Here is a 23,366-nt window from a genome sequence, read left to right as displayed (position 1 = left end):
ATCCCTCAGTGTTCGTTTTTTATCATTTAGCCACATGAAAACTGTGGTTTGTTTGATTTCGAACACAAACGAGCGAAATTCGAAAGTGAAACGTGATTTCATGCGCTTTTTTGCGCATCCTGTCATATTTCTGTAACAATTTGTGCGTTGATTCACAGTAACATTCACCGTGATTTCTTAACATCGCGACCTCTCTGGAGTATGGGGCAGTTAAACCCCTGTAAATTCAATAGCTGGCCACGGAGGCTGTCATGCTCAGTATCTTCAAACCTGCGCCGCATCGGGCGCGTCTGCCAGAGGCAGAAATTGATCCGCTATACCGCCGTCTGCGTTGGCAAATTTTCCTCGGGATCTTCTTCGGGTACGCGGCGTATTACCTTGTGCGCAAAAACTTCGCGCTTGCTATGCCGTATCTGGTGGAGCAGGGCTTTTCACGCGGCGATCTGGGGTTCGCGCTGTCGGGGATCTCCATCGCCTACGGTTTTTCCAAATTCATCATGGGGTCCGTCTCGGATCGCTCGAATCCGCGCGTGTTCCTGCCGGCGGGTCTGATCCTCGCGGCTGCGGTCATGCTGTTTATGGGCTTTGTGCCGTGGGCAACCTCCAGCATTGCCATCATGTTCGTGCTGCTGTTCCTCTGCGGCTGGTTCCAGGGGATGGGATGGCCGCCATGCGGACGTACCATGGTGCACTGGTGGTCGCAGAAAGAGCGTGGCGGCATCGTGTCGGTATGGAACTGTGCGCATAACGTGGGGGGCGGCATTCCGCCTCTGCTGTTCCTGCTGGGGATGGCCTGGTTTAACGACTGGCATGCGGCGCTCTACATGCCGGCCTTTGGCGCCATTCTGGTGGCGATTATTGCCTTCGCCCTGATGCGTGATACGCCGCAGTCCTGCGGCCTGCCGCCGATTGAAGAGTACAAAAACGACTACCCGGATGATTACAGCGAGAAGCACGAAGAAGAGCTGACGGCAAAGCAGATCTTCATGAAGTACGTGCTGCCTAACAAGCTGCTGTGGTATATCGCGGTCGCCAACGTGTTCGTTTATCTGCTGCGCTATGGCATTCTCGACTGGTCGCCGACTTACCTGAAAGAGGTGAAGCACTTCGCGCTGGATAAATCCTCCTGGGCCTACTTCCTGTATGAATATGCGGGGATCCCGGGCACCCTGATTTGCGGCTGGATGTCGGACAAAGTGTTTAAAGGCAACCGCGGTGCGACGGGCGTCTTCTTTATGACTCTGGTCACCATCGCCACCGTGGTCTACTGGCTCAACCCGCCGGGCAACCCATCAGTTGATATGGCCTGTATGATCGTCATCGGCTTCCTGATTTACGGTCCGGTTATGCTGATTGGTCTGCACGCTCTGGAGCTGGCACCGAAAAAAGCGGCAGGCACGGCGGCGGGCTTTACCGGTCTGTTTGGCTATCTGGGCGGTTCGGTCGCGGCGAGCGCCATTGTTGGCTACACCGTTGACTTCTTCGGCTGGGACGGCGGCTTTATGGTGATGATTGGCGGCAGCGTGCTGGCGGTCCTGCTGCTGGTTGTTGTGATGATCGGTGAAAAACGTCACCACGCGGAAGTGCTGGCGCGTCGTCAATAAGGAGCATTGTAATGAAATTAACACAGTTAGCGACGGGCCTGCTGCTGGCGGGCCTGATGACCGGGTCCGCGCTGGCGGCAGATAAAATCGTCATCGCCCACCGCGGTGCGAGCGGCTATCTGCCGGAGCATACGCTGCCGGCAAAAGCGATGGCCTATGCGCAGGGTGCGGATTATCTGGAGCAGGATCTGGTGATGACGAAGGATGACCAGCTGGTTGTCCTGCACGATCACTACCTTGACCGCGTGACGGACGTGGCGGAGCGTTTCCCGGACCGCGCCCGCAAAGATGGCCGCTACTACGCCATTGACTTTACGCTGGCAGAGATCCGCTCGCTGAAGTTCACGGAAGGCTTCGAGATTGAAAATGGCAAGAAGAAGCAGGTTTATCCGGGGCGTTTCCCGATGGGCAAATCTGACTTCCGGATCCATACCTTCCAGGACGAGATTGAGTTTGTTCAGGGGCTGAACCACTCAACCGGGAAAAATATCGGCATCTACCCGGAAATCAAGGCGCCGTGGTTCCACCACCAGGAAGGGAAAGACATTGCCGCGAAAACGCTGGAAGTGCTGAAGCAGTACGGCTACACCAGCAAGAAGGACAAGGTTTATCTGCAGTGTTTTGACGCCGCTGAGCTCAAGCGCATCAAAACCGAGCTGGAGCCGAAGATGGGGATGGATCTCAATCTGGTGCAGCTGATTGCCTACACCGACTGGAATGAAACCCAGGAGAAGCAGCCGGACGGCAAGTGGGTAAACTACAACTACGACTGGATGTTTAAGCCGGGCGCGATGAAGCAGATAGCGCAGTACGCCGACGGTATCGGGCCGGATTACCACATGCTGGTGGCAGAGGGCTCTACACCGGGCCACGTGAAGCTGACGGCGATGGTGAAAGAGGCGCATGCCAGCAAGATGCAGGTCCATCCGTACACGGTGCGCGCAGACCAGCTGCCGCCGTATGCCACGGACGTGAATCAGCTTTATGAGGTGTTGTACAACCAGGCGGGCGTGGACGGACTGTTTACGGATTTCCCGGATAAAGCAGTGAGTTTTTTGAAGGATAAACGCTGAAATTGCCGGGTGGCGGCTGCGCCTTACCCGGCCTACGAACTGCGGTTTTGTAGGTCGGGTAAGCGAAGCGTCACCCGACACAATCACATCTCGATTTCTATATCGCCTTTTGCCCGGCAGCAGCAGGGCAAAATTTCCCCTTCGTTGATAAAGGCCAGCGGTTCGGTCAGCCAGTCCACCTGGCCTGCGACCAGGCGGCAGCGGCAGGAGCCGCAATAACCTTCACGACACTGGTACTCCACCTCCACCTGATGCGCTTCAAGCGCCACCAGCAGGGAAGGGTGCTCTTCCTGGCACAGCACTTCGGTGCCCGAAAGGCTCAGCGTGACGCGTGTCATCAGAGCTGGAAGTCGCTCAGGTCGTCAGTGTTCACTTCAGAATCAATCTGACCGACCAGGTAAGAACTGACTTCCACTTCCTGTGGCGCCACCTGCACGTTATCGGACACCAGCCAGGTGTTGATCCACGGAATAGGGTTAGAGCGCGTCTGGAACGGCAGGTCGAGACCAACTGCCTGCATACGGATGTTGGTAATGTACTCAACGTACTGGCACAGAATATCTTTGTTCAGGCCAATCATGGAGCCGTCGCGGAACAGGTAGTCTGCCCACTCTTTCTCCTGCTGGGCCGCCAGCACGAACAGGTCGTAGCACTCCTGTTTGCACTCTTCGGCAATTTGCGCCATCTCCGGGTCGTCCGAACCGCTGCGCAGCAGATTCAGCATGTGCTGGGTACCGGTCAGGTGCAGGGCTTCGTCACGGGCGATCAGACGGATGATTTTGGCGTTACCTTCCATCAGCTTGCGCTCGGCAAAGGCGAAGGAGCAGGCAAAGCTCACGTAGAAGCGGATCGCTTCCAGCGCGTTGACGCTCATCAGACACAGATACAGCTGCTTTTTCAGCGCACGCAGGTTCACGGTGATGGTTTTACCGTTCACATGGTGAGTGCCTTCGCCCAGCAGATGCCAGTAGCTGGTCATCTCAATCAGCTCGTCGTAGTAATGGGCAATGCCTTCCGCGCGCTTCTGGATCTGCTCATTGGTGACGATATCGTCAAATACCACCGCCGGATCGTTGACGATGTTGCGGATGATATGGGTGTAAGAGCGGGAGTGGATCGTCTCGGAGAACGCCCAGGTTTCTACCCAGGTTTCCAGCTCAGGAATGGAGATCAGCGGCAGCAGCGCCACGTTCGGGCTACGTCCCTGAATGGAGTCCAGCAGCGTCTGGTATTTCAGGTTGCTGATGAAGATATGTTTTTCGTGATCCGGCAACGACTGGTAGTCAATACGGTCGCGGGAAACGTCCACTTCTTCCGGACGCCAGAAGAAGGAGAGTTGCTTTTCAATCAGCTTTTCAAAGATGTCATATTTTTGCTGATCGTAGCGTGCCACGTTGACCGGCTGGCCGAAGAACATCGGCTCTTTGAGCTGGTCGTTTTTCGTCTGTGAAAAGGTGGTATATGCCATTGCGGTGAGTCCTGTTGAGATTTTATTGCCCGGCGGCACTGCGTTTGCCGGGCCTCCAAAATCGTAGGCCGGGTAAGCGTAGCGCCACCCGGCAAAGTGCTTAGATCTTACATGCGCCGCTTTCGCAGCCATCGTCCTGAATTGACGGAACCAGGTCGTCCTGCGCGTCTTCCGCACCATCACGGGTGTTGTGATAGTACAGGGTTTTCACGCCAAATTTGTAGGCGGTCAGCAGGTCTTTCAGCAGCTGCTGCATCGGAACCTTACCAGACGGGAAGCGCGTCGGGTCGTAGTTGGTATTGGCAGAGATCGACTGGTCGATAAATTTCTGCATGATACCCACCAGCTGCAGGTAGCCGTCGTTGTTAGGCATTTCCCACAGCAGCTCGTAGTTGTCACCCAGCGTCTCGTAATCCGGCACCACCTGACGCAGCACGCCGTCTTTCGAGGCTTTGATGCTGACGTGGCCGCGCGGTGGCTCAATACCGTTGGTGGCGTTGGAGATCTGCGAAGAGGTCTCGGACGGCATCAGGGCAGAGAGCGTGGAGTTACGCAGACCGTAGGTCTTGATGGACTCGCGCAGGCCTTCCCAGTCGAGATGCAGCGGCTCGCTGACAATCGCATCCAGGTCTTTCTTGTAGGTGTCGATAGGCAGAATGCCTTTCGCATAGGTGGTTTCGTTGAACCACGGGCACGCGCCTTGCTCTTTCGCCAGCTCGTTAGAGGCTTTCATCAGATAGTACTGAATGGCTTCAAACGTCTGGTGGGTCAGGTTGTTGGCGCTGCCGTCAGAGTAACGCTTGCCGTTTTTCGCCAGCCAGTAGGCGAAGTTGATCACGCCGATACCCAGGGTACGACGGCCCATCGCACCGCGTTTGGCTGCCGGGATTGGATAATCCTGGTAGTCCAGCAGGGCGTCGAGGGCGCGGACGGCCAGCACTGCCAGCTCTTCCAGCTCGTCCAGGCTCTTAATCGCACCCAGGTTGAACGCGGACAGCGTACACAGCGCAATTTCACCGTTTTCGTCGTTCACGTCTTCCAGCGGTTTGGTCGGCAGGGCGATCTCCAGGCACAGGTTAGACTGGCGCACTGGCGCAACAACCGGGTCAAACGGGCTGTGGGTGTTGCAGTGGTCAACGTTCTGGATGTAGATACGACCGGTAGAGGCACGTTCCTGCATCATCAGGGAGAACAGGTCGACCGCTTTCACGCGCTGTTTACGGATGCTGTCGTCTTTTTCGTATTTGGTATACAGACGCTCGAACTCGTCCTGATCGGCGAAGAACGCGTCATACAGGCCCGGGACGTCAGACGGGCTGAACAGGGTGATATCTTCGCCTTTCAGCAGACGGGTATACATCAGCTTGTTGATCTGTACGCCGTAGTCCATGTGACGCACGCGGTTGCCTTCCACGCCGCGGTTGTTTTTCAGGACCAGCAGGCTTTCCACTTCCAGGTGCCACATTGGGTAGAACAGGGTCGCTGCACCACCACGCACGCCGCCCTGAGAGCAGGATTTCACGGCCGTCTGGAAGTGTTTGTAGAACGGGATACAGCCGGTGTGGAACGCTTCACCGCCGCGAATTGGGCTGCCCAGCGCACGAATGCGACCGGCGTTGATACCGATACCGGCACGCTGGGAAACGTATTTCACAATGGCGCTGGAGGTGGCGTTGATGGAATCCAGGCTGTCACCGCACTCGATCAGTACGCAGGAGCTGAACTGACGGGTTGGAGTACGCACGCCAGACATGATTGGCGTAGGCAGAGAAATCTTGAACGTAGAAACCGCATCGTAGAAACGCTTCACGTAGTCCAGACGGGTTTCACGCGGATAGTTGGAGAACAGGCAGGCGGCCACCAGAATATAGAGGAACTGGGCGCTTTCGTAGATCTCACCGGTGACACGGTTCTGAACCAGGTATTTGCCTTCGAGCTGCTTCACTGCCGCATAGGAGAAGTTCATATCGCGCCAGTGATCGATAAACCCGTTCATCTGCTCGAACTCTTCTTCCGTATAGTCTTCCAGCAGATGCGTGTCGTATTTGCCCAGCTCAACCATTTTCACCACGTGGTCGTACAGCTTCGGCGGCTCAAACTGGCCGTAGGCTTTTTTACGCAGGTGGAAAATGGCCAGACGTGCCGCAAGGTACTGATAATCCGGTGCTTCACGGGAGATCAGGTCTGCCGCCGCTTTGATGATGGTTTCGTGGATATCAGACGTTTTGATGCCGTCGTAGAACTGGATGTGAGAACGCAGTTCAACCTGGGAGATAGATACGTTGTTCAGTCCTTCTGCTGCCCAGTCGAGAACTCGATGGATTTTGTCCAGATTGATACGCTCGGTAGTACCGTCGCGCTTTGTCACCAGCAGACTCTGATTCATGTGGGGTTTACCTGTCCGTGAAATAAAAAATATCCCCCGCTTATCCACAGAACCGTCTTGTGACTAACTCTGTGGATAAATACTACATATAGGGGGTTTGCGATAAGAAAAACGCTATATGGTGAGTATTCTAGTAAGGATTCTTTTCAGCACAAGGGTTGATTTTGACGTTAAATTGAGGTTGTGAAAGGGTAAAAAAGGCTAAGTCCTCATGCTGTAAGGCCTGGAAGAGATGTCAATAATTAAGAAAAAAAATTCAAAATTTGATCGAGTGCTGATTTCTTCGACGGGTGGTCAGAATTGCGCAACATGATGTCGCGCAATCTTTATAAGAATAACGAATGACGTTAGTCGTTTTTGGCGGTTGTATGCAACATATAGTTAACATCAACGCCCGGTGCGAGTTTGAATTTATTGGTCAGCGGATTGTAGTGCAGGCCGGTAATGTGCTGCTCTTTGAGCCACGTCTGGTCAACCCAGCTTAACAGCTCCGCAGGCTTGATGAATTTCTTCGCGTCGTGCGTCCCTTTCGGCACCATGCGCAGCACATACTCCGCACCGACGACGGCCATCAGCCAGGCTTTACCATTACGGTTGATGGTCGAGAAGAAGACCTGGCCGCCCGGTTTCACCAGTTTTGCACAGGCGTGCACCACGGATTGCGGATCGGGAACGTGCTCCAGCATCTCCATACAGGTCACCACATCGTACTGATGAGCATGTTTCGCCGCGTGTTCTTCGACGGTTTCCTGCACATATTCAACCTGAATACCCGACTCCAGGGCATGGAGACGGGCAACCTGCAACGGCTCGAAGCCCATATCCAGACCCGTGACGTTCGCCCCTTCGCGCGCCATGCTTTCAGCCAGGATACCGCCGCCGCAGCCGACATCGAGCACTTTCTTACCGAACAGACCGCCGGAACGCTCCGCGATATAGCCCAGACGCAGCGGATTAATGCGATGCAGCGGTTTGAACTCACCTTCGAGATCCCACCAGCGGGAGGCCACCGCTTCAAATTTGGCAATCTCTTCGTGGTCAACGTTGTGAGCCACCGGGGATTTTTCGGCATTCATGGGCGCTTTTACTCCTTATTTAGCAAGACGAATGAGTATATCAGGCAATCCCCGTGAATAAAGCGTATAGGTTTACCTGTATCACCTCGGCTGTGTTATAATTTGCGACCTTTGAATCCGGGATACAGTAGAGGGATAGCGGTTAGATGAGCGACCTTGCGAGAGAAATTACACCGGTTAACATCGAGGAAGAGCTGAAGAGCTCCTATCTGGACTATGCGATGTCGGTCATTGTTGGCCGTGCGCTGCCGGACGTCCGCGATGGCCTGAAGCCGGTACACCGTCGCGTACTATACGCCATGAACGTATTGGGCAATGACTGGAATAAAGCCTACAAAAAATCTGCCCGTGTCGTTGGTGACGTAATCGGTAAATACCATCCCCATGGTGATTCCGCGGTGTACGACACTATCGTCCGTATGGCGCAGCCATTCTCGCTGCGTTACATGCTGGTAGATGGTCAGGGTAACTTTGGTTCTATCGACGGCGACTCCGCCGCGGCAATGCGTTATACGGAAATCCGTCTGGCGAAGATTGCCCATGAGCTGATGGCCGACCTGGAAAAAGAGACGGTTGATTTCGTTGATAACTACGACGGCACGGAAAAAATTCCTGACGTTATGCCAACGAAAATCCCTAACCTGCTGGTCAACGGTTCGTCCGGTATCGCCGTAGGTATGGCAACCAACATTCCGCCGCACAACATCACGGAAGTGATCAACGGCTGCCTGGCCTATATCGACGATGAAGACATCAGCATTGAAGGGCTGATGGAACACATCCCGGGCCCGGACTTCCCGACGGCGGCGATCATCAACGGTCGTCGCGGTATTGAAGAAGCGTACCGTACCGGTCGCGGCAAGATCTACATCCGTGCCCGCGCTGAAGTGGAAGCGGACGCCAAAACCGGCCGCGAAACCATCATTGTTCACGAGATCCCGTATCAGGTGAACAAAGCGCGTCTGATTGAGAAAATCGCCGAGCTGGTAAAAGAAAAACGCGTTGAAGGCATCAGCGCGCTGCGTGACGAGTCTGATAAAGACGGGATGCGCATCGTGATTGAGATTAAACGCGACGCGGTGGGTGAGGTTGTGCTGAACAATCTGTACTCCCAGACTCAGCTTCAGGTCTCCTTCGGTATCAACATGGTTGCACTGCACCATGGTCAGCCGAAGATCATGAACCTGAAAGAGATCCTGAGCGCGTTCGTGCGTCACCGCCGTGAAGTGGTGACCCGCCGTACCATCTTTGAACTGCGCAAAGCGCGTGACCGTGCCCATATCCTTGAAGCGCTGGCGGTTGCGCTGGCCAACATCGACCCGATCATCGAGCTGATCCGTCGCGCGCCAACCCCGGCGGAAGCGAAAACCGCGCTGATTTCCCGTCCGTGGGATCTGGGCAACGTTGCGGCGATGCTGGAGCGTGCGGGTGATGACGCGGCGCGTCCTGAGTGGCTGGAGCCTGAGTTTGGCGTGCGTGACGGTCAATACTACCTGACTGAACAGCAGGCCCAGGCGATTCTGGATCTGCGTCTGCAGAAACTGACCGGCCTTGAGCATGAAAAACTGCTCGACGAATATAAAGAGCTGCTTGAGCAAATTGCCGAGCTGCTGCACATCCTGGGCAGCGCAGAGCGCCTGATGGAAGTGATCCGTGAAGAGCTGGAGCTGGTCCGCGATCAGTTCGGCGATGAGCGTCGCACCGAAATCACCGCCAACAGCGCGGACATCAACATCGAAGACCTGATCAACCAGGAAGACGTTGTTGTGACCCTGTCTCACCAGGGCTACGTGAAGTACCAGCCGTTGACCGACTACGAAGCACAGCGTCGTGGCGGCAAGGGCAAGTCTGCGGCACGTATTAAAGAAGAAGACTTTATTGACCGTCTGCTGGTGGCGAACACCCATGACACGATCCTCTGCTTCTCCAGCCGGGGTCGTCTGTACTGGATGAAAGTCTATCAGCTGCCGGAAGCGAGCCGTGGCGCACGTGGTCGTCCAATCGTTAACCTGCTGCCGCTGGAAGCGAACGAACGTATCACCGCCATTCTGCCGGTACGCGAGTACGAAGAGGGCGTGAACGTCTTTATGGCGACCGCCAGCGGTACCGTGAAGAAAACCGCGCTGACCGAATTCAGCCGTCCACGCTCTGCCGGTATCATCGCGGTGAACCTGAACGAAGGCGACGAGCTGATTGGCGTCGATCTGACCTCGGGCTCCGATGAAGTCATGCTCTTCTCTGCTGCCGGTAAAGTGGTGCGCTTCAAAGAAGACGCCGTTCGCGCAATGGGCCGTACCGCGACGGGCGTTCGCGGTATCAAACTGGCGGGCGAAGACAGCGTCGTTTCGCTGATCATTCCGCGCGGTGAAGGAGCCATCCTGACCGTCACGCAGAATGGTTACGGTAAACGTACGGCGGAAGGGGAATACCCAACCAAGTCTCGCGGCACGCAGGGCGTTATCTCTATCAAGGTGACCGAGCGCAACGGTTCCGTTGTTGGCGCGGTACAGGTAGACGACGCGGATCAGATCATGATGATCACCGATGCCGGTACGCTGGTGCGTACTCGCGTTTCTGAGATCAGCGTCGTGGGTCGTAACACCCAGGGTGTGATCCTCATCCGTACTGCGGAAGATGAAAACGTGGTAGGTCTGCAGCGCGTTGCTGAGCCAGTGGATGACGAAGAGCTCGACTCCATCGACGGTAGCGTCGCGGAAGGTGATGATGATATCGCGCCGGAAGCCGACACCGATGATGATGCAGCGGACGACGCTGACGAGTAATGTCTCCTGATGCAAAAAAGGGCCGGATTCCGGCCCTTTTCTTTTGCACAAGCAGAGAAGTCAACGTTGCGACCTGGCGCGTTTACCGCTACCTTAACCACATTCTTTTGACCCCGACGGCGGAGCCTCGCCCCTTTGAAATACCTCGTCTCCTTTCGTACTACGCTGAAAGTTTCTCGCTATCTGTTTCGGGCGCTGGCGCTCCTGCTTTGGCTGCTGGTGGCCCTGTTCTCGGTGTTTTACATCGTTAACGCGCTGCACCAGAAAGAAGCGGAGATCCGCCAGGAGTTTAATTTAAGCTCCGACCAGGCCCAGCGCTACATTCAGCGAACGTCTGATGTGATGAAGGAGCTGAAGTATATTGCCGAAAATCGCCTCACGGCGGAAAACGGCATTCTGGCGCTTCGCGGCCGGAGTGATAAAACCGAAGTTCCGGACTTCCAGCCCCTGTTCCCGGATTCCGATTGTTCCACGCTGAGCAACACCTGGCGCGGATCGCTGGAATCACTTGCCTGGTTCATGCGTTACTGGCGTGATAATTTCTCCGCCGCCTATGACCTGAACCGCGTATTCCTGATTGGCAGTGAAAATCTCTGCATGGCGGATTTTGGCCTGCGCGATGTGCCCGTTGAGCGTGATGATGCGCTGAAAAGCCTGCATGAACGTATCGTGAAATATCGCAATGCGCCGCAGGACGAGCGCGGGAATAACATCTTCTGGGTTAGCCAGGGCCCGCGTACGGGCGTGGGGTATTTCTACGCCCTGACCCCGGTCTATCTCGGCAATCGCCTGCAGGCACTGCTGGGGATTGAGCAGACCATTCGCATGGAAAACTTCTTTACCCCAGGCAGCCTGCCCATGGGGGTGACCATTCTGGATGAAAACGGTCATCAGCTGATCTCCCTTGCCGGACCCGATAACCGTTTAAACGTTGAACCGCAATGGATGCAGGAGCGGTCATGGTTTGGTTATACCTCAGGCTTCCGCGAGCTGGTGCTGAAGAAAAGTCTGCCGCCTTCTTCGCTGAGTATTGTCTATTCGCTGCCGGTGGACATGGTGCTCGAGCGGATACGCATTCTTATCATGAATGCCATTCTGCTGAACCTGCTGGCGGGCGGCGCGCTGTTTACCCTGGCACGCATGTATGAGCGAAAGATCTTTATTCCCGCCGAAAGCGACGCCCAGCGACTGGAGGAGCATGAGCAGTTTAACCGTAAGATTGTCGCCTCTGCCCCGGTGGGGATCTGCATTCTGCGTACCCAGGATGGGACAAATATTCTGAGTAACGAGCTGGCACATAACTACCTGAACATGCTGACGCATGAGGACCGGCAGCGGTTGACGCAGATTATCTGCGGTCAGCAGGTTAACTTTGTCGACGTGCTCACCAGTACCCATACCAACCTGCAGATCAGCTTTGTCCATTCCCGCTATCGCAATGAAAACGTGGCGATTTGCGTGCTGGTGGATGTCTCTGCGCGCGTGAAGATGGAAGAGTCGTTGCAGGAGATGGCCCAGGCCGCAGAGCAGGCCAGCCAGTCGAAATCGATGTTCCTTGCGACGGTCAGCCACGAGCTGCGCACGCCGCTGTACGGGATTATCGGTAACCTCGATCTGCTGCAGACGAAAGAGCTGCCGAAAGGGGTCGACAGGCTGGTGACGGCGATGAACAACTCTTCCAGTCTGCTGCTGAAAATCATTAGCGATATTCTCGACTTCTCTAAAATTGAATCTGAGCAGCTAAAAATCGAACCGCGGGAGTTCTCACCGCGCGAGGTGATGAACCATATCAGCGCTAACTATCTGCCGCTGGTGGTGCGTAAACAGCTGGGGCTTTACTGCTTTATCGAACCGGATGTGCCGCTGACGCTGCACGGCGATCCGATGCGTCTGCAGCAGGTTATCTCTAACCTGCTCAGCAACGCCATTAAATTCACCGATATCGGCTGCATTGTGTTGCACGTCCGCCGGGCGGGGGATTACCTGAGCATCCGCGTGCGCGATACGGGGGTGGGCATCCCGGCGAAAGAAGTGGTTCGTCTGTTTGACCCGTTCTTCCAGGTGGGGACCGGCGTGCAGCGTAACTTCCAGGGCACCGGACTGGGGCTGGCGATTTGTGAGAAACTCGTCAGCATGATGGACGGCGATATCTCGGTGGATACCGAGCCCGGCATGGGCAGCCAGTTCACCATCCGTATTCCACTCTATTCGGCGCAGTATCCGGCGAAAGCGACGCTAGACGGGCTAAGCGATAAGCGCTGCTGGCTGGCGGTGCACAATGCCTCGCTGAATGATTATCTGACGGCACTGCTGACCCACAGCGGCGTGCGGGTCTCGGGATATGAAGGCCAGACGCCGGACGTCGACGATGTGCTGATTACCGACGAGATGCTGGAACAGCCATGGCAGGGAAGAGGCGTGGTGATGTTCTGTCGTCGCCACATTGGTATCCCGGTTGAACGTGCACCTGGGGAGTGGGTACACAGTGTCGCAACGCCGCATGAGCTGTTGAGCCTGCTGGCGCGCATCTACAAGGTACAGCTGGAAGAGAGCGACAGCGCGGGCGGGTTGCCCTCACCGGAGGCGCTGGCGTCAGTGAATGACGATATGATGATTCTGGTGGTGGATGACCATCCGATTAACCGCCGCCTGCTGGCTGATCAGCTCGGATCGCTTGGCTACCAGTGTAAAACCGCGAATGATGGCGTGGATGCGCTAAATGTGCTGAGTAAAAATCATATTGATATCGTCCTTAGCGACGTCAACATGCCTAACATGGATGGTTACCGCCTGACGCAGCGCATCCGACAGCTTGGCCTGACGCTGCCGGTTGTAGGCGTCACGGCGAACGCGCTGGCGGAAGAGAAACAGCGTTGTCTGGAGTCAGGCATGGACAGCTGTCTGTCGAAGCCGGTGACGCTGGACGTGCTGAAGCAGACATTGTCGATTTACGCAGATCGGGTGAGAAAAACCAGAATATAAAAAAGGCCCGTAAGGGCCTTTTACGTTTTTCCCCCTCTCCCCGTGGGAGAGGGTGGGGTGAGGGCATCAGGCCGCACACCCGTTTGGGATCAATCCTTATCCGTTGCGCTCAGCGTAACGGAGGAGAGATAGTTCAGCAGAGCAATATCGTTGTCCACGCCCAGCTTCATCATTGCTGATTTCTTCTGGCTGCTGATGGTTTTAATACTGCGGTTCAGTTTCTTGGCGATCTCGGTCACCAGGAAACCTTCTGCAAACAGGCGCAGAACTTCGCTCTCTTTTGGCGACAGACGTTTGTCACCGTAGCCACCCGCGCTGATTTTTTCCAGCAGACGAGAGACGCTCTCAGGGGTGAACTTCTTGCCTTTCTGCAGCGCGGCGAGCGCTTTTGGCAGATCGGTCGGTGCGCCTTGTTTCAGCACAATCCCTTCGATATCCAGATCCAGCACGGCGCTCAGGATCGCCGGGTTGTTGTTCATGGTCAGAACAATGATCGAGATGTCCGGGAAGTGACGCTTAATATATTTGATGAGCGTGATCCCATCACCGTACTTGTCCCCAGGCATGGAGAGATCGGTAATGAGCACGTGTGCATCAAGCTTTGGGAGGTTATTGATCAGTGCTGTAGAGTCTTCAAATTCACCGACTACATTCACCCACTCGATCTGTTCAAGTGATTTGCGAATACCGAACAGTACAATCGGATGGTCATCGGCAATAATTACGTTCATATTGTTCATGTATTAGGCTACCTTGCTACAGCAAGCTTTTGACGTAGGCGTCAATGTCGCTGATGTATTTTTCAATGCCAGAGGCATCTTTCTCACGAATTAGATGTTCCAGCGTTTCACATAACTGCTTGCCGGGAACCAGATTAAGCATGGCAAACACCCCTTTAAGCCGGTGTGCTGTCTGTGCCAGCGCTGCAAAATCATTCGCAGCGGACTCAGTATACAACCGCTTAACATCATCTGGTACTGTATCAACAAAGAGTGAATAGTATCCGCTGGCGTGAAGCTCGGCATTTTCATTGCCGCCTAACGGTGATTCCGCTATCTCTTCCTGCGCCAGTTGCTCTTCTATTAGTTGTAGTACAGCTTCCTGCATCGCATTGCTTATATTAAAGTTGACGCGCAACTGGCCTGGGCCGATTTTTCGCACGCCTGACTCATCATCGCTTAAAAGCAAGCCTGAGGCAGTAAGATTAGACGGATTATCCGTTAAAAACAGATCAAATTCTTGACTTGCAAGTCTTTCATCCGGCGTGATGCAGGCCGCACCCCAGTTTTCCAGCTGACGAACCACTATATTGCGGATCTCATTTGAGGTCACATCAACCATCACCACGACATCATCCAGCAGACGTTCTTCGTCTTCTTCCTGCGGATTGGCGGCCATTTTCACGTGCAGAGAATAACGGGTGCCGAGGGATTCGCGGGCTTTAATATTCAGGTGGCCGCCAAGCTTACGTGCCAGCTGGTCGCACAGCCAGAAGGTCAGGGCATTGGCTTTGCCGTAACGATCGCTTTGTGTGTCATTCAGGAACGGGAAGTGGAGATTATCAATTTCACTTGTCGTGACACCTTCCCCGGTGTCCAGAATGCGGAACGTCAGGCGATCCTCAGCCGACTCGTCCGTATTCACTTCCAGGGTGATCTTGCCGATCTGCGTGGTGGTGACGGCATACTGAATTATCATCAACAGAATGCGACGCAGCGCTTCTCGATCGCCATGGCGTTCGTCATTCGCGGACAAATGGTTATTGATCAGCAGCTGCAGCCCTTTACGCTTAATCACGGGAAGAACTTCCGGAACCACTTCATCGATCAGATCCTGGATGGAGAAGAGGGTTGGCGTTCCCTTCCAGAAATCATTCTCCAGCATGTTCGCCAGCTGGATCTCATCGACCATACGCACCAGCGAGTCGGCCTGGCAGGCAAGCTGATGACTTTCAGAGGTATTCAACGCCGCCGCCTGGCTTGCCAGCGCCCTTAACGGCTGCTTGAAGGCATCGCCGATATTTTGCATAAAGGCGGCACGTCCCTGCTGGTTTTTCTCATACAGCCTTTGCGCCTGCTTGAGCTTTTTATTCACCAGCACTTCCCTGTCCTGATCGCGGATGATGAAGATCTGCGTGCGGGAGGCGACCTGGCTGCGGAACTGACGGATCTCGTACAGTTCATTATTTATGGTGGCCTGAATGACGCCCTGATGCTGATCCGCCATGGTGGTGATGTTCTGCAGGTTAAGATGCGGCAGCAGATGGTCAGCAATTTTATTGCTCATCACCGTACGGTTCGCCTCCTGATCGTGAACGAGCACCCCAAGCGGCAGTACGGAAATAATCTCTTCATTCAGCGCCCGGAGTACGCGCAGCTCATTGCTGGTTCCGGCCGGAACCGCAGAAGCGTCGCTCTGGCGCCCCGGCTGGAAACGAAACGTGCTGTAGCCAAACAGGGCCAGCGCCAGCAGGCCAATATTCAGCAGCAGAGGCAAGAGGATATTTTGCAGGGTATCAAGCAGCAGGGTGCCAAACGGCACCTGCCACACCAGACGCATGCCGGTCGAGTTCAGCGACGAGGCAATCTCGATTTTCGAGCCATTAAAGGAGATCGATACGCTCTCTGCGGCCTCTTTATCAGGTGCCGAACGCATATTCTGGGTACTGTTGTCTGGCTCCAGACGGAAGCTGTCGAGCGGCATGTCCGGCGGGATTAAATCATTAATCGGTAAATCGAAGGCCACGACCGTTGCCAGATGCCCCGGCTGGTTAAAGGTGGTACGCAGGGTAAAATAATGACCATTTTGCCAGGCCAGCCGACGCAGGGACGAGAAGCTCTCCCGTTCATCGAGGGCGTTCGCCTGCTGCAGCATCTCAGCGCGGCGGGAATCAACAATGCTGCCCACGGTTGTCTCTTTAAACCCGGACGAGAGATCTTTTAACGGCAGGGTCGAAATCAGGATCATGCTGTTGTCCTGACCGTTCAGGTAGTACATCGACCACGGCACCGTCTCGGCACCCCAGAGGGTATCCAGATAGGTTGAAATTCGCTGCGTCATCTCAAGTGTGGCGCTGTCGTGAGATCCAAAAATAAGCGCTTCGGTCTTACGCTGCGGTTTCTCAAGATAATAGACATCCTGCTTAAGCCGCGTCTCCTGAAGTCCGTCGCCGGATGACGAGGCCGGTGCTGCCGCGATGTTGTCGTAAATCTGCCAGGTGGCGTAGCGCCAGGTATCAATGCGCTTGTGTACGGCGTGGGTGATATCAACGACCTGATAGCTCTTATCCTTCAGCCAGGCGTTCACCGCACTCTGGACCATAACGCCCATTGTGACTAACAGCACAACGATCAAAAGAAGAAAGAAACGGGTGATGCTCCCGGGAAGGAGGGAGAATTTGCTCGGGGCGGTAGTTTCAGTCTGACTCATTGATATCTTTAACCCGTTATGGTCGTGCTCTGTGGCGATAGGGCAGTATAAAGGGTAATAACTGAATTTCCAGCGCCACTGTCCTGGAACAGGCGACTTTTTCAACGGACAATATCGTCGCCAGGCGGGCTCCAGACATGTACAAAGTCGCCAGAGTCGTACAAATATGGCGCATCACCAGTCGGCAAATAGCACGAATTAACAAGAAATTAAGTTTTTCGAGAATTACGAGCTTTCTACAGCGATCCGGCGGACGTTTAGTTAATAGTCGTTACAATTACGCGGCGGTAGCACAAAAAAAGACAGGTTACGTAAAGAAAGGTAAAAAAAAACCGAATGCGAAGCATCCGGTTGAATTAGGGATAAACAGACATTCAAAACTGAATGACGGTAATAAATAAAGTTAATGATGATAGCGAGAGATATTTTAGAGATTAGGCGCGATCTTGTTTTGTCATTCAGTGCGGTAACGTATTTTATTGTAACTTGTTGATATTAATGGTGTGATTTTCTCGTTTGATTATAAGTGCTAAATTTATAAGCTATTTGTGCTTTGTAAAAGTTCCTTCCTGTTTACATTTTGAAACATGTTGATAGATAAATGAAACATCTTCAAAGTTTTCGTATCATATTCGCATTGGATTATTCTGTAATTTTGCGGAGAATGAAATTGCCGACTGGTTAATGAGGGTTAACCAGTAAGCAGTGGCAATTATAAGGCATATAACAGAGGGTTAATAAAATGAAAGTTAAAGTACTGTCCCTCCTGGTACCAGCTCTGCTGGTGGCAGGCGCAGCAAATGCGGCTGAAATTTATAACAAAGACGGCAACAAATTAGATCTGTACGGTAAAGTGGATGGTCTGCACTATTTCTCCGATGACGACAGCGTTGATGGCGACCAGACCTACATGCGTCTTGGTTTCAAAGGCGAAACCCAGGTTAACGATCAACTGACCGGTTACGGCCAGTGGGAATACCAGATCCAGGGCAACACCTCTGAAAGCGACAACCAGGCCTGGACGCGTGTGGCGTTCGCGGGTCTGAAGTTCGCTGAAGCGGGTTCTTTCGATTACGGTCGTAACTACGGCGTGATCTACGACGTGACCTCCTGGACCGACGTTCTGCCAGAATTTGGTGGAGATACTTACGGTGCAGATAACTTCCTGCAGTCCCGTGCTAACGGCGTAGCAACCTACCGTAACCAGGACTTCTTCGGTCTGGTGGATGGCCTGAACTTTGCTCTGCAGTATCAGGGTAAAAACGGCAGCGTAAGCGGTGAAAACGACACCGGTCGTAGCACCCTGAAACAGAACGGCGACGGCTACGGTGCGTCCCTGACCTATAACCTGGGTGAAGGCTTCAGCATCGGTGGTGCATTGTCTTCTTCCAAACGTACCGCTGACCAGAACGACACGGGTAACCTGGCGCTGAAAGGCGAAGGCGATCGTGCTGAAGTCTATACGGGTGGCCTGAAATACGACGCCAACAACATTTACCTGGCGGCGCAATACTCCCAGACCTATAACGCAACGCGTTTCGGCAACTCTCAGAGCAGCAGCGACATTTACGGCTTTGCTAACAAAGCACAGAACTTCGAAGTGGTCGCTCAGTACCAGTTCGACTTTGGTCTGCGTCCATCCGTGGCTTACCTGCAGTCTAAAGGTAAGGACATCGAAGGCTACGGCGACCAGGATCTGCTGAAATATGTTGATGTGGGCGCGACTTACTACTTCAACAAAAACATGTCTACCTATGTGGACTACAAAATCAACCTGCTGGATGACAAAGAGTTCACCCGTCAGGCAGGTATCAGCACGGACGATATCGTCGCGCTGGGTCTGGTTTACCAGTTCTAATCGCTACACGGTATGACTCAGGGGCCTCACGGCCCCTTTTTTGTATTTTTTTTAGGCTCTCACAATTCACCCGTTTTGGTGTACTCTTGCCGCCCTGGCATGAGGATAATAATGAATGGACATGACTTTTTTACGCGCCAGCTTCCTGGCAATCCTTTTTTTCCTGACCGCTTGTGACGCTTCCACGCCGGAGACCACCACCGACGCTCCCGCGGCGATGGTGCTCGAAGGCAAAACGATGGGCACTTTCTGGCGCGTCAGCGTAATGAATCTTGATAAGGCACGCGCCGAAGAACTGCGTAGCAAAATTCAGTCACAGCTGGATGCAGACGATCAGTTGCTGTCGACCTACAAAAATGACTCGGCGCTGATGCGCTTTAACCTTTCAAGCAGTACCTCCCTGTGGCCGGTGAGCGAGGCGATGGCCGATATCGTGACCGAGTCCATGCGCGTGGGCTACAAAACTAACGGGGCGATGGACGTGACGGTGGGGCCCCTGGTGAACCTCTGGGGATTTGGCCCCAACAAGCAGCCGGCGACCACGCCCGATCAGGCGGCCATTGATGACGCCCGCGCCCGGACAGGGCTACAGCATCTGACGGTGATCAATCAGTACGGTCAACAGTACCTGCAAAAAGATATTCCCGATCTGTTTGTCGATCTGTCGACAGTAGGCGAAGGTTATGCGGCGGATCATCTGGCTGCGCTGATGGCGCAGGAAGGCATCTCCCGCTATCTGGTATCAGTGGGCGGCGCGTTAGTCAGCCGGGGCATGAACGCCAGCGGCAAACCGTGGCGCGTAGCGATTCAAAAACCGACCGATCAACAAAATGCCGTGCAGGCGATGGTGGACATCAACGGACATGGCATCAGCACCTCAGGGAGCTACCGTAACTATTACGAGCTTGACGGGAAGCGTATTTCGCACGTTATCGACCCGCAGACCGGGCGACCCATTACGCATAATCTGGTGTCGGTGACGGTTATTGCACCGACCGCGCTGGAAGCGGATGCCTGGGACACCGGGTTGATGGTTCTCGGTCCGGAGAAAGCCAAAGAGGTAGTGCGTCAGGAAGGGCTGGCGGTGTATATGATCGTTAAAGAGGCCGACGGGTTCAAAACCTGGCATTCGCCGCAGTTCGCCAGCTTCCTGGTGAATGAAAAAAATTAAAAAGCAAGGTTGCGGGTTTTTAATCTGTGGCGCTCAGGCAGGCTGTATATATGCTTATACAAGGAGCCGATCATGAGAAACCTGACCTTAATGACCGATGAGGATCGCTGGCTGGCCGTGCTGGCCCGCGATCCGCGCGCTGACGATCAGTTTGTCTTCGCTGTGCAGACGACGGGTATCTTCTGCCGTCCGTCATGCCGTGCCCGCCACGCGCTGCGTAAAAATGTCCGCTTTTACCCTGATGCTCACCATGCCGTTCAGGCAGGATTTCGGCCATGCAAGCGCTGCATGCCGGACAAGCGCGATCCGCAGGCACAGAAGCTGGCCAAAGTGGAACACGCCTGCCGTCTGCTGGAGCAGGATCCGGCGTTAACCCTGGAGAAGCTGGCGCAGCAGGTTGCCATGAGTCCTTACCATTTCCACCGTCTGTTTAAGTCTGTCACCGGTATGACCCCGAAAGCCTGGCAGCAGGCGGCGCGAGGTCAGCGCCTGCGCGCCGCGCTAGCGCAGGGTGATAAAATTACCGATGCCGTGCTGGCGGCGGGGTTTCCTGACAGCAGTAGCTATTATCGTAAAGCCAACGATGCGCTGGGTATGACGGCGAAGCAGTACCGTAAAGGGGATGCGGCAGTGCGTTATGCCATCGATAATTGCGCTTTAGGACGCTGTCTGGTGGCAGAAAGTGAGCGGGGGATCTGCGCGATCCTGCTGGCTGACACCGATGCGCAATTAATCGAAGAGCTGGCGACGGTGTTCCCAAACGCAGAGCACGCGCCGCTGGACGACGACTTCGTGCAACGGATCCATCAGGTAATTGCCAGTATTGATAACCGTTCTGTACCGCTTGCGCTGCCGCTGGATATTCGCGGGACGGCGTTCCAGCAGCGGGTCTGGCAAGCCCTGCGAACTATCCCCTGCGGTGAAACGGCAAGTTACCAGCAGGTGGCGCAGGCGATTGGTCAGCCCAACGCGGTACGCGCCGTTGCCGGTGCCTGTGCGGCAAACACGCTGGCGATTGTGATCCCCTGTCATCGTGTTGTTCGCAACGACGGCGCGCTGTCAGGTTATCGGTGGGGGACAGCGCGAAAAGCGTTATTACTGAAACGTGAGGCGAAACGCCGGGAGGGATAATGCTCGATCTTTTTGCGGATGCTGAACCCTGGCAGGAGCCGCTGGCGCCGGGGGCGGTCATCCTGCGCCGCTTTGCACTTTCCCGTGCGGCGGCGCTGCTGGAGGGTATTGACGAGGTCACGGCGGTTTCACCGTTTCGTCACATGGTCACGCCGGGCGGCTACACCATGTCGGTTGCGATGGCTAACTGCGGTGAACTGGGGTGGGCGACCAACGAACGCGGCTATCTGTATGCGCCGAACGACCCCGCAACCGGCCAGCCGTGGCCTCCCATGCCTGCGGTTTTTCAGACGCTATGTCACGATGCTGCCGTCGCCGCGGATTATGCCGACTTCCGTCCTGATGCCTGCCTGATTAACCGCTACGCCGTTGGTGCAAAGCTTTCGCTGCATCAGGACAAGGATGAACCCGATCTGCGCGCGCCTATCGTCTCGGTATCGTTAGGTCTGCCCGCCGTGTTCCAGTTTGGCGGGTTACGCCGCAACGATCCGCTCAAACGCATCATGCTGGAGCATGGCGATGTGGTGGTGTGGGGCAGGGAGTCGCGGTTGTATTATCACGGCATTCAGCCGCTGAAACCCGGCGTTCACCCCCTGACGGGTGAGTACCGTTACAACCTGACGTTCCGCCAGGCGGGTTTTAGTAAACAAAAATAAGAATTATTCTTGATGTACACGCCGGGCAGTTTACACTGCTGGCTGATTTTTATTGTCCGGATTGCCTGCATGCAACTACTTCTCCTTGTCTGGCGTCAGTATCGCTGGCCCTTCATCGCCGTCATGGCGCTAAGCCTCGCCAGCGCCGCACTGGGTATTGGCCTGATCGCGTTTATCAACGTGCGTTTGATTGAAATGGTCGACACATCACTCGCCGTATTGCCGGAATTTCTTGCCCTGCTCATGCTGTTGATGGCAGTCACGCTCGGCTCTCAGCTGGCGCTGACCGCGCTCGGCCACCATTTCGTTTTTCGTCTGCGCAGCGAGTTTATCAAGCGGATTCTGGACACCCACGTAGAGCGCATTGAACAGCTCGGCAGCGCGTCTCTGCTGGCGGGGTTAACCAGCGACGTGCGCGCCATTACCATTGCGTTCGTTCGTCTGCCGGAGCTGGTGCAGGGGATTATTCTGACCTTCGGCTCTGCGGCTTATCTCGCCTGGCTCTCCAGCAAAATGCTGGCGGTAACCGCCCTGTGGATTGCCATCACCATCTGGGGCGGTTTTGTGCTGGTGTCACGCGTCTACAAACACATGGCGGTATTGCGCGAAACCGAGGATAAGCTCTACAACGATTACCAGACGGTACTCGAAGGGCGCAAAGAGCTGACCCTGAACCGCGAGCGCGCCGAGCATATCTTTAACAATCTCTACATCCCGGACGCCCGCGAATACCGGCACCATATTATTCGTGCCGATACCTTCCACCTGAGCGCGGTGAACTGGTCAAACATTATGATGCTGGGGGCGATTGGCCTGGTATTCTGGATGGCGAACAGCCTGGGCTGGGCGGATACGAACATCGCGGCAACCTACTCGCTGACGCTGCTGTTCTTGCGCACGCCGCTGCTTTCGGCCGTCGGAGCTTTGCCGACCCTGCTGAGCGCGCAGGTGGCGTTTAATAAGCTCAAAAAGTTCGATCTCGCACCGTTTAACCCTGAATTCCCGCGCCCGCAGGCCTTCCCGAACTGGCAGACGCTGGAGCTGCGTAACGTCACGTTCCGCTATCAGGACAACGCTTTCTCCGTGGGGCCGATCAATCTGACGATTCACCGCGGCGAGCTGCTGTTCCTGATTGGCGGTAACGGCAGTGGGAAATCGACCCTCGCGATGTTGCTCACCGGGCTTTATCAGCCGCAGTCGGGTGAGATTTTGCTGGATGGTAAGGCGCTGAGCGCAGAAAAACCTGAGGATTACCGCAAACTTTTCTCGGCGGTGTTCACCGACGTCTGGCTGTTTGACCACCTGCTGGGACCGGAAGGGCAACAGGCCAATCCTGCGCTGGTGGAGAAATGGCTGGCGCAGCTGCAGATGTCGCACAAGCTGGAGCTGCAGGACGGCAAGATCCTCAACCTCAGGCTCTCGAAAGGGCAGAAAAAACGCGTGGCGCTGCTGCTGGCGCTGGCGGAAGAGCGTGACATCATTCTGCTGGATGAGTGGGCGGCGGATCAGGATCCGCACTTCCGCCGCGAGTTTTACCAGGTGCTGCTGCCGCTGATGCAGCAGATGGGCAAAACGATTTTCGCCATCAGCCATGACGATCACTACTTTATTCATGCTGACCGTTTGCTGGAGATGCGCGAGGGCAAGCTGAGCGAGCTGACCGGTGAAGCGCGCGATGCGGCATCGCGTGATGCGGTGGCGCGCACGGCCTGATGCCCTCATCTTAACCCTCTCCCACAGGGCTGAGGG

At 55.0% G+C, this 23,366-nt stretch carries 15 protein-coding genes; 9 read left to right on the top strand and 6 right to left on the bottom strand.

Features of this window, described 5'->3' with window-relative positions:
- Positions 1-251: 251 nt before the first annotated feature.
- Both glpT and glpQ read left to right on the top strand, forming a co-directional pair.
- Positions 252-1,604 carry a glycerol-3-phosphate transporter gene (gene glpT, locus EKN83_RS01585; protein ID WP_025757200.1) on the top strand — a complete coding sequence of 451 codons (1,353 nt, stop codon included), beginning with the start codon at positions 252-254 and terminating at the stop codon, positions 1,602-1,604.
- An 11-nt stretch (positions 1,605-1,615) separates the two neighbouring features.
- Positions 1,616-2,677 (top strand): glycerophosphodiester phosphodiesterase, encoded by a 1,062-nt coding sequence (glpQ, locus tag EKN83_RS01580; RefSeq protein WP_047959136.1) that lies wholly within the window; start codon positions 1,616-1,618, stop codon positions 2,675-2,677.
- An 83-nt stretch (positions 2,678-2,760) separates the two neighbouring features.
- Here glpQ and yfaE read toward each other — a convergent pair whose 3' ends face one another.
- The 4 genes from yfaE to ubiG all read right to left on the bottom strand — a co-directional run bounded on the left by yfaE (position 2,761) and on the right by ubiG (position 7,607).
- Positions 2,761-3,015, bottom strand: a complete 255-nt coding sequence (gene yfaE, locus EKN83_RS01575; protein ID WP_025757202.1) for a class I ribonucleotide reductase maintenance protein YfaE — start codon at positions 3,013-3,015, stop codon at positions 2,761-2,763.
- Complete coding sequence (gene nrdB, locus EKN83_RS01570) at positions 3,015-4,145, bottom strand: class Ia ribonucleoside-diphosphate reductase subunit beta (RefSeq protein ID WP_045286072.1); 1,131 nt, start codon at positions 4,143-4,145, stop codon at positions 3,015-3,017. Before nrdB ends, yfaE begins: the two co-directional genes overlap by 1 nt.
- 100 nt (positions 4,146-4,245) lie before the next feature.
- Complete coding sequence (gene nrdA, locus EKN83_RS01565) at positions 4,246-6,531, bottom strand: class 1a ribonucleoside-diphosphate reductase subunit alpha (RefSeq protein WP_025757204.1); 2,286 nt, start codon at positions 6,529-6,531, stop codon at positions 4,246-4,248.
- Positions 6,532-6,878: 347 nt separating this feature from the next.
- Positions 6,879-7,607 carry a bifunctional 2-polyprenyl-6-hydroxyphenol methylase/3-demethylubiquinol 3-O-methyltransferase UbiG gene (gene ubiG / locus EKN83_RS01560; RefSeq protein WP_025757205.1) on the bottom strand — a complete coding sequence of 243 codons (729 nt, stop codon included), beginning with the start codon at positions 7,605-7,607 and terminating at the stop codon, positions 6,879-6,881.
- A gap of 146 nt (positions 7,608-7,753) precedes the next feature.
- Here ubiG and gyrA point away from each other — a divergent pair, with 146 nt between their 5' ends.
- Both gyrA and rcsC read left to right on the top strand, forming a co-directional pair.
- Entirely contained in the window at positions 7,754-10,390 is a 2,637-nt protein-coding gene (gene gyrA, locus EKN83_RS01555; RefSeq protein ID WP_095441342.1) for a DNA topoisomerase (ATP-hydrolyzing) subunit A, read from the top strand.
- Positions 10,391-10,525: 135 nt separating this feature from the next.
- On the top strand, positions 10,526-13,372 hold the full coding sequence (rcsC, locus tag EKN83_RS01550) for a two-component system sensor histidine kinase RcsC (protein WP_126800212.1): 2,847 nt from the start codon (positions 10,526-10,528) through the stop codon (positions 13,370-13,372).
- Positions 13,373-13,461: 89 nt separating this feature from the next.
- On the opposite strand, the gene rcsB is transcribed toward rcsC, so the two are convergent.
- Both rcsB and rcsD read right to left on the bottom strand, forming a co-directional pair.
- Entirely contained in the window at positions 13,462-14,112 is a 651-nt protein-coding gene (rcsB, locus tag EKN83_RS01545) for a response regulator transcription factor RcsB (RefSeq protein ID WP_003859405.1), read from the bottom strand.
- Between the two features lie 16 nt (positions 14,113-14,128).
- Positions 14,129-16,801: a phosphotransferase RcsD gene (gene rcsD / locus EKN83_RS01540; RefSeq protein WP_095441343.1), complete on the bottom strand. Its 2,673-nt coding sequence runs from the start codon at positions 16,799-16,801 to the stop codon at positions 14,129-14,131.
- Positions 16,802-17,543: 742 nt separating this feature from the next.
- On the opposite strand from rcsD, the gene EKN83_RS01530 reads away from it, so the two are divergent.
- The 5 genes from EKN83_RS01530 (at position 17,544) to EKN83_RS01510 (ending at position 23,330) form a co-directional block, all read left to right on the top strand.
- Positions 17,544-18,659, top strand: coding sequence for a porin OmpC (locus tag EKN83_RS01530; protein WP_045286069.1), 1,116 nt, complete (start codon positions 17,544-17,546; stop codon positions 18,657-18,659).
- Between the two features lie 115 nt (positions 18,660-18,774).
- Complete coding sequence (gene apbE, locus EKN83_RS01525) at positions 18,775-19,830, top strand: FAD:protein FMN transferase ApbE (RefSeq protein ID WP_126800210.1); 1,056 nt, start codon at positions 18,775-18,777, stop codon at positions 19,828-19,830.
- Positions 19,831-19,902: 72 nt separating this feature from the next.
- Positions 19,903-20,961, top strand: coding sequence for a bifunctional DNA-binding transcriptional regulator/O6-methylguanine-DNA methyltransferase Ada (gene ada, locus EKN83_RS01520; protein ID WP_126800209.1), 1,059 nt, complete (start codon positions 19,903-19,905; stop codon positions 20,959-20,961).
- Positions 20,961-21,617, top strand: coding sequence for a DNA oxidative demethylase AlkB (alkB, locus tag EKN83_RS01515; RefSeq protein WP_025760348.1), 657 nt, complete (start codon positions 20,961-20,963; stop codon positions 21,615-21,617). Before ada ends, alkB begins: the two co-directional genes overlap by 1 nt.
- Positions 21,618-21,686: 69 nt before the next feature.
- Entirely contained in the window at positions 21,687-23,330 is a 1,644-nt protein-coding gene (locus EKN83_RS01510) for a multidrug ABC transporter permease/ATP-binding protein (RefSeq protein ID WP_126800208.1), read from the top strand.
- The last annotated feature ends 36 nt before the right edge of the window (positions 23,331-23,366 follow it).

Origin of the sequence: Enterobacter sp. WCHEn090032 (genome assembly GCF_003986875.1) — a bacterium.
Classification (GTDB): Bacteria; Pseudomonadota; Gammaproteobacteria; order Enterobacterales; family Enterobacteriaceae; genus Enterobacter; species Enterobacter sichuanensis.
The sequence above is the reverse complement of the archived record's forward strand: the minus strand, read 5'-3'. Positions and strand labels throughout refer to the sequence as shown.

Excerpts from the sequence above, each read along its gene's own strand:
- nrdB (WP_045286072.1), bottom strand. The coding sequence starts at position 4,145 with ATGGCATATACCACCTTTTCACAGACGAAAAACGACCAGCTCAAAGAG.
- EKN83_RS01510 (WP_126800208.1), top strand. The coding sequence starts at position 21,687 with ATGCAACTACTTCTCCTTGTCTGGCGTCAGTATCGCTGGCCCTTCATC.
- EKN83_RS01530 (WP_045286069.1), top strand. The coding sequence starts at position 17,544 with ATGAAAGTTAAAGTACTGTCCCTCCTGGTACCAGCTCTGCTGGTGGCA.
- alkB (WP_025760348.1), top strand. The coding sequence starts at position 20,961 with ATGCTCGATCTTTTTGCGGATGCTGAACCCTGGCAGGAGCCGCTGGCG.
- rcsD (WP_095441343.1), bottom strand. The coding sequence starts at position 16,801 with ATGAGTCAGACTGAAACTACCGCCCCGAGCAAATTCTCCCTCCTTCCC.
- yfaE (WP_025757202.1), bottom strand. The coding sequence starts at position 3,015 with ATGACACGCGTCACGCTGAGCCTTTCGGGCACCGAAGTGCTGTGCCAG.
- glpT (WP_025757200.1), top strand. The coding sequence starts at position 252 with ATGCTCAGTATCTTCAAACCTGCGCCGCATCGGGCGCGTCTGCCAGAG.
- apbE (WP_126800210.1), top strand. The coding sequence starts at position 18,775 with ATGGACATGACTTTTTTACGCGCCAGCTTCCTGGCAATCCTTTTTTTC.
- rcsB (WP_003859405.1), bottom strand. The coding sequence starts at position 14,112 with ATGAACAATATGAACGTAATTATTGCCGATGACCATCCGATTGTACTG.
- gyrA (WP_095441342.1), top strand. The coding sequence starts at position 7,754 with ATGAGCGACCTTGCGAGAGAAATTACACCGGTTAACATCGAGGAAGAG.
- ubiG (WP_025757205.1), bottom strand. The coding sequence starts at position 7,607 with ATGAATGCCGAAAAATCCCCGGTGGCTCACAACGTTGACCACGAAGAG.
- glpQ (WP_047959136.1), top strand. The coding sequence starts at position 1,616 with ATGAAATTAACACAGTTAGCGACGGGCCTGCTGCTGGCGGGCCTGATG.
- nrdA (WP_025757204.1), bottom strand. The coding sequence starts at position 6,531 with ATGAATCAGAGTCTGCTGGTGACAAAGCGCGACGGTACTACCGAGCGT.
- ada (WP_126800209.1), top strand. The coding sequence starts at position 19,903 with ATGAGAAACCTGACCTTAATGACCGATGAGGATCGCTGGCTGGCCGTG.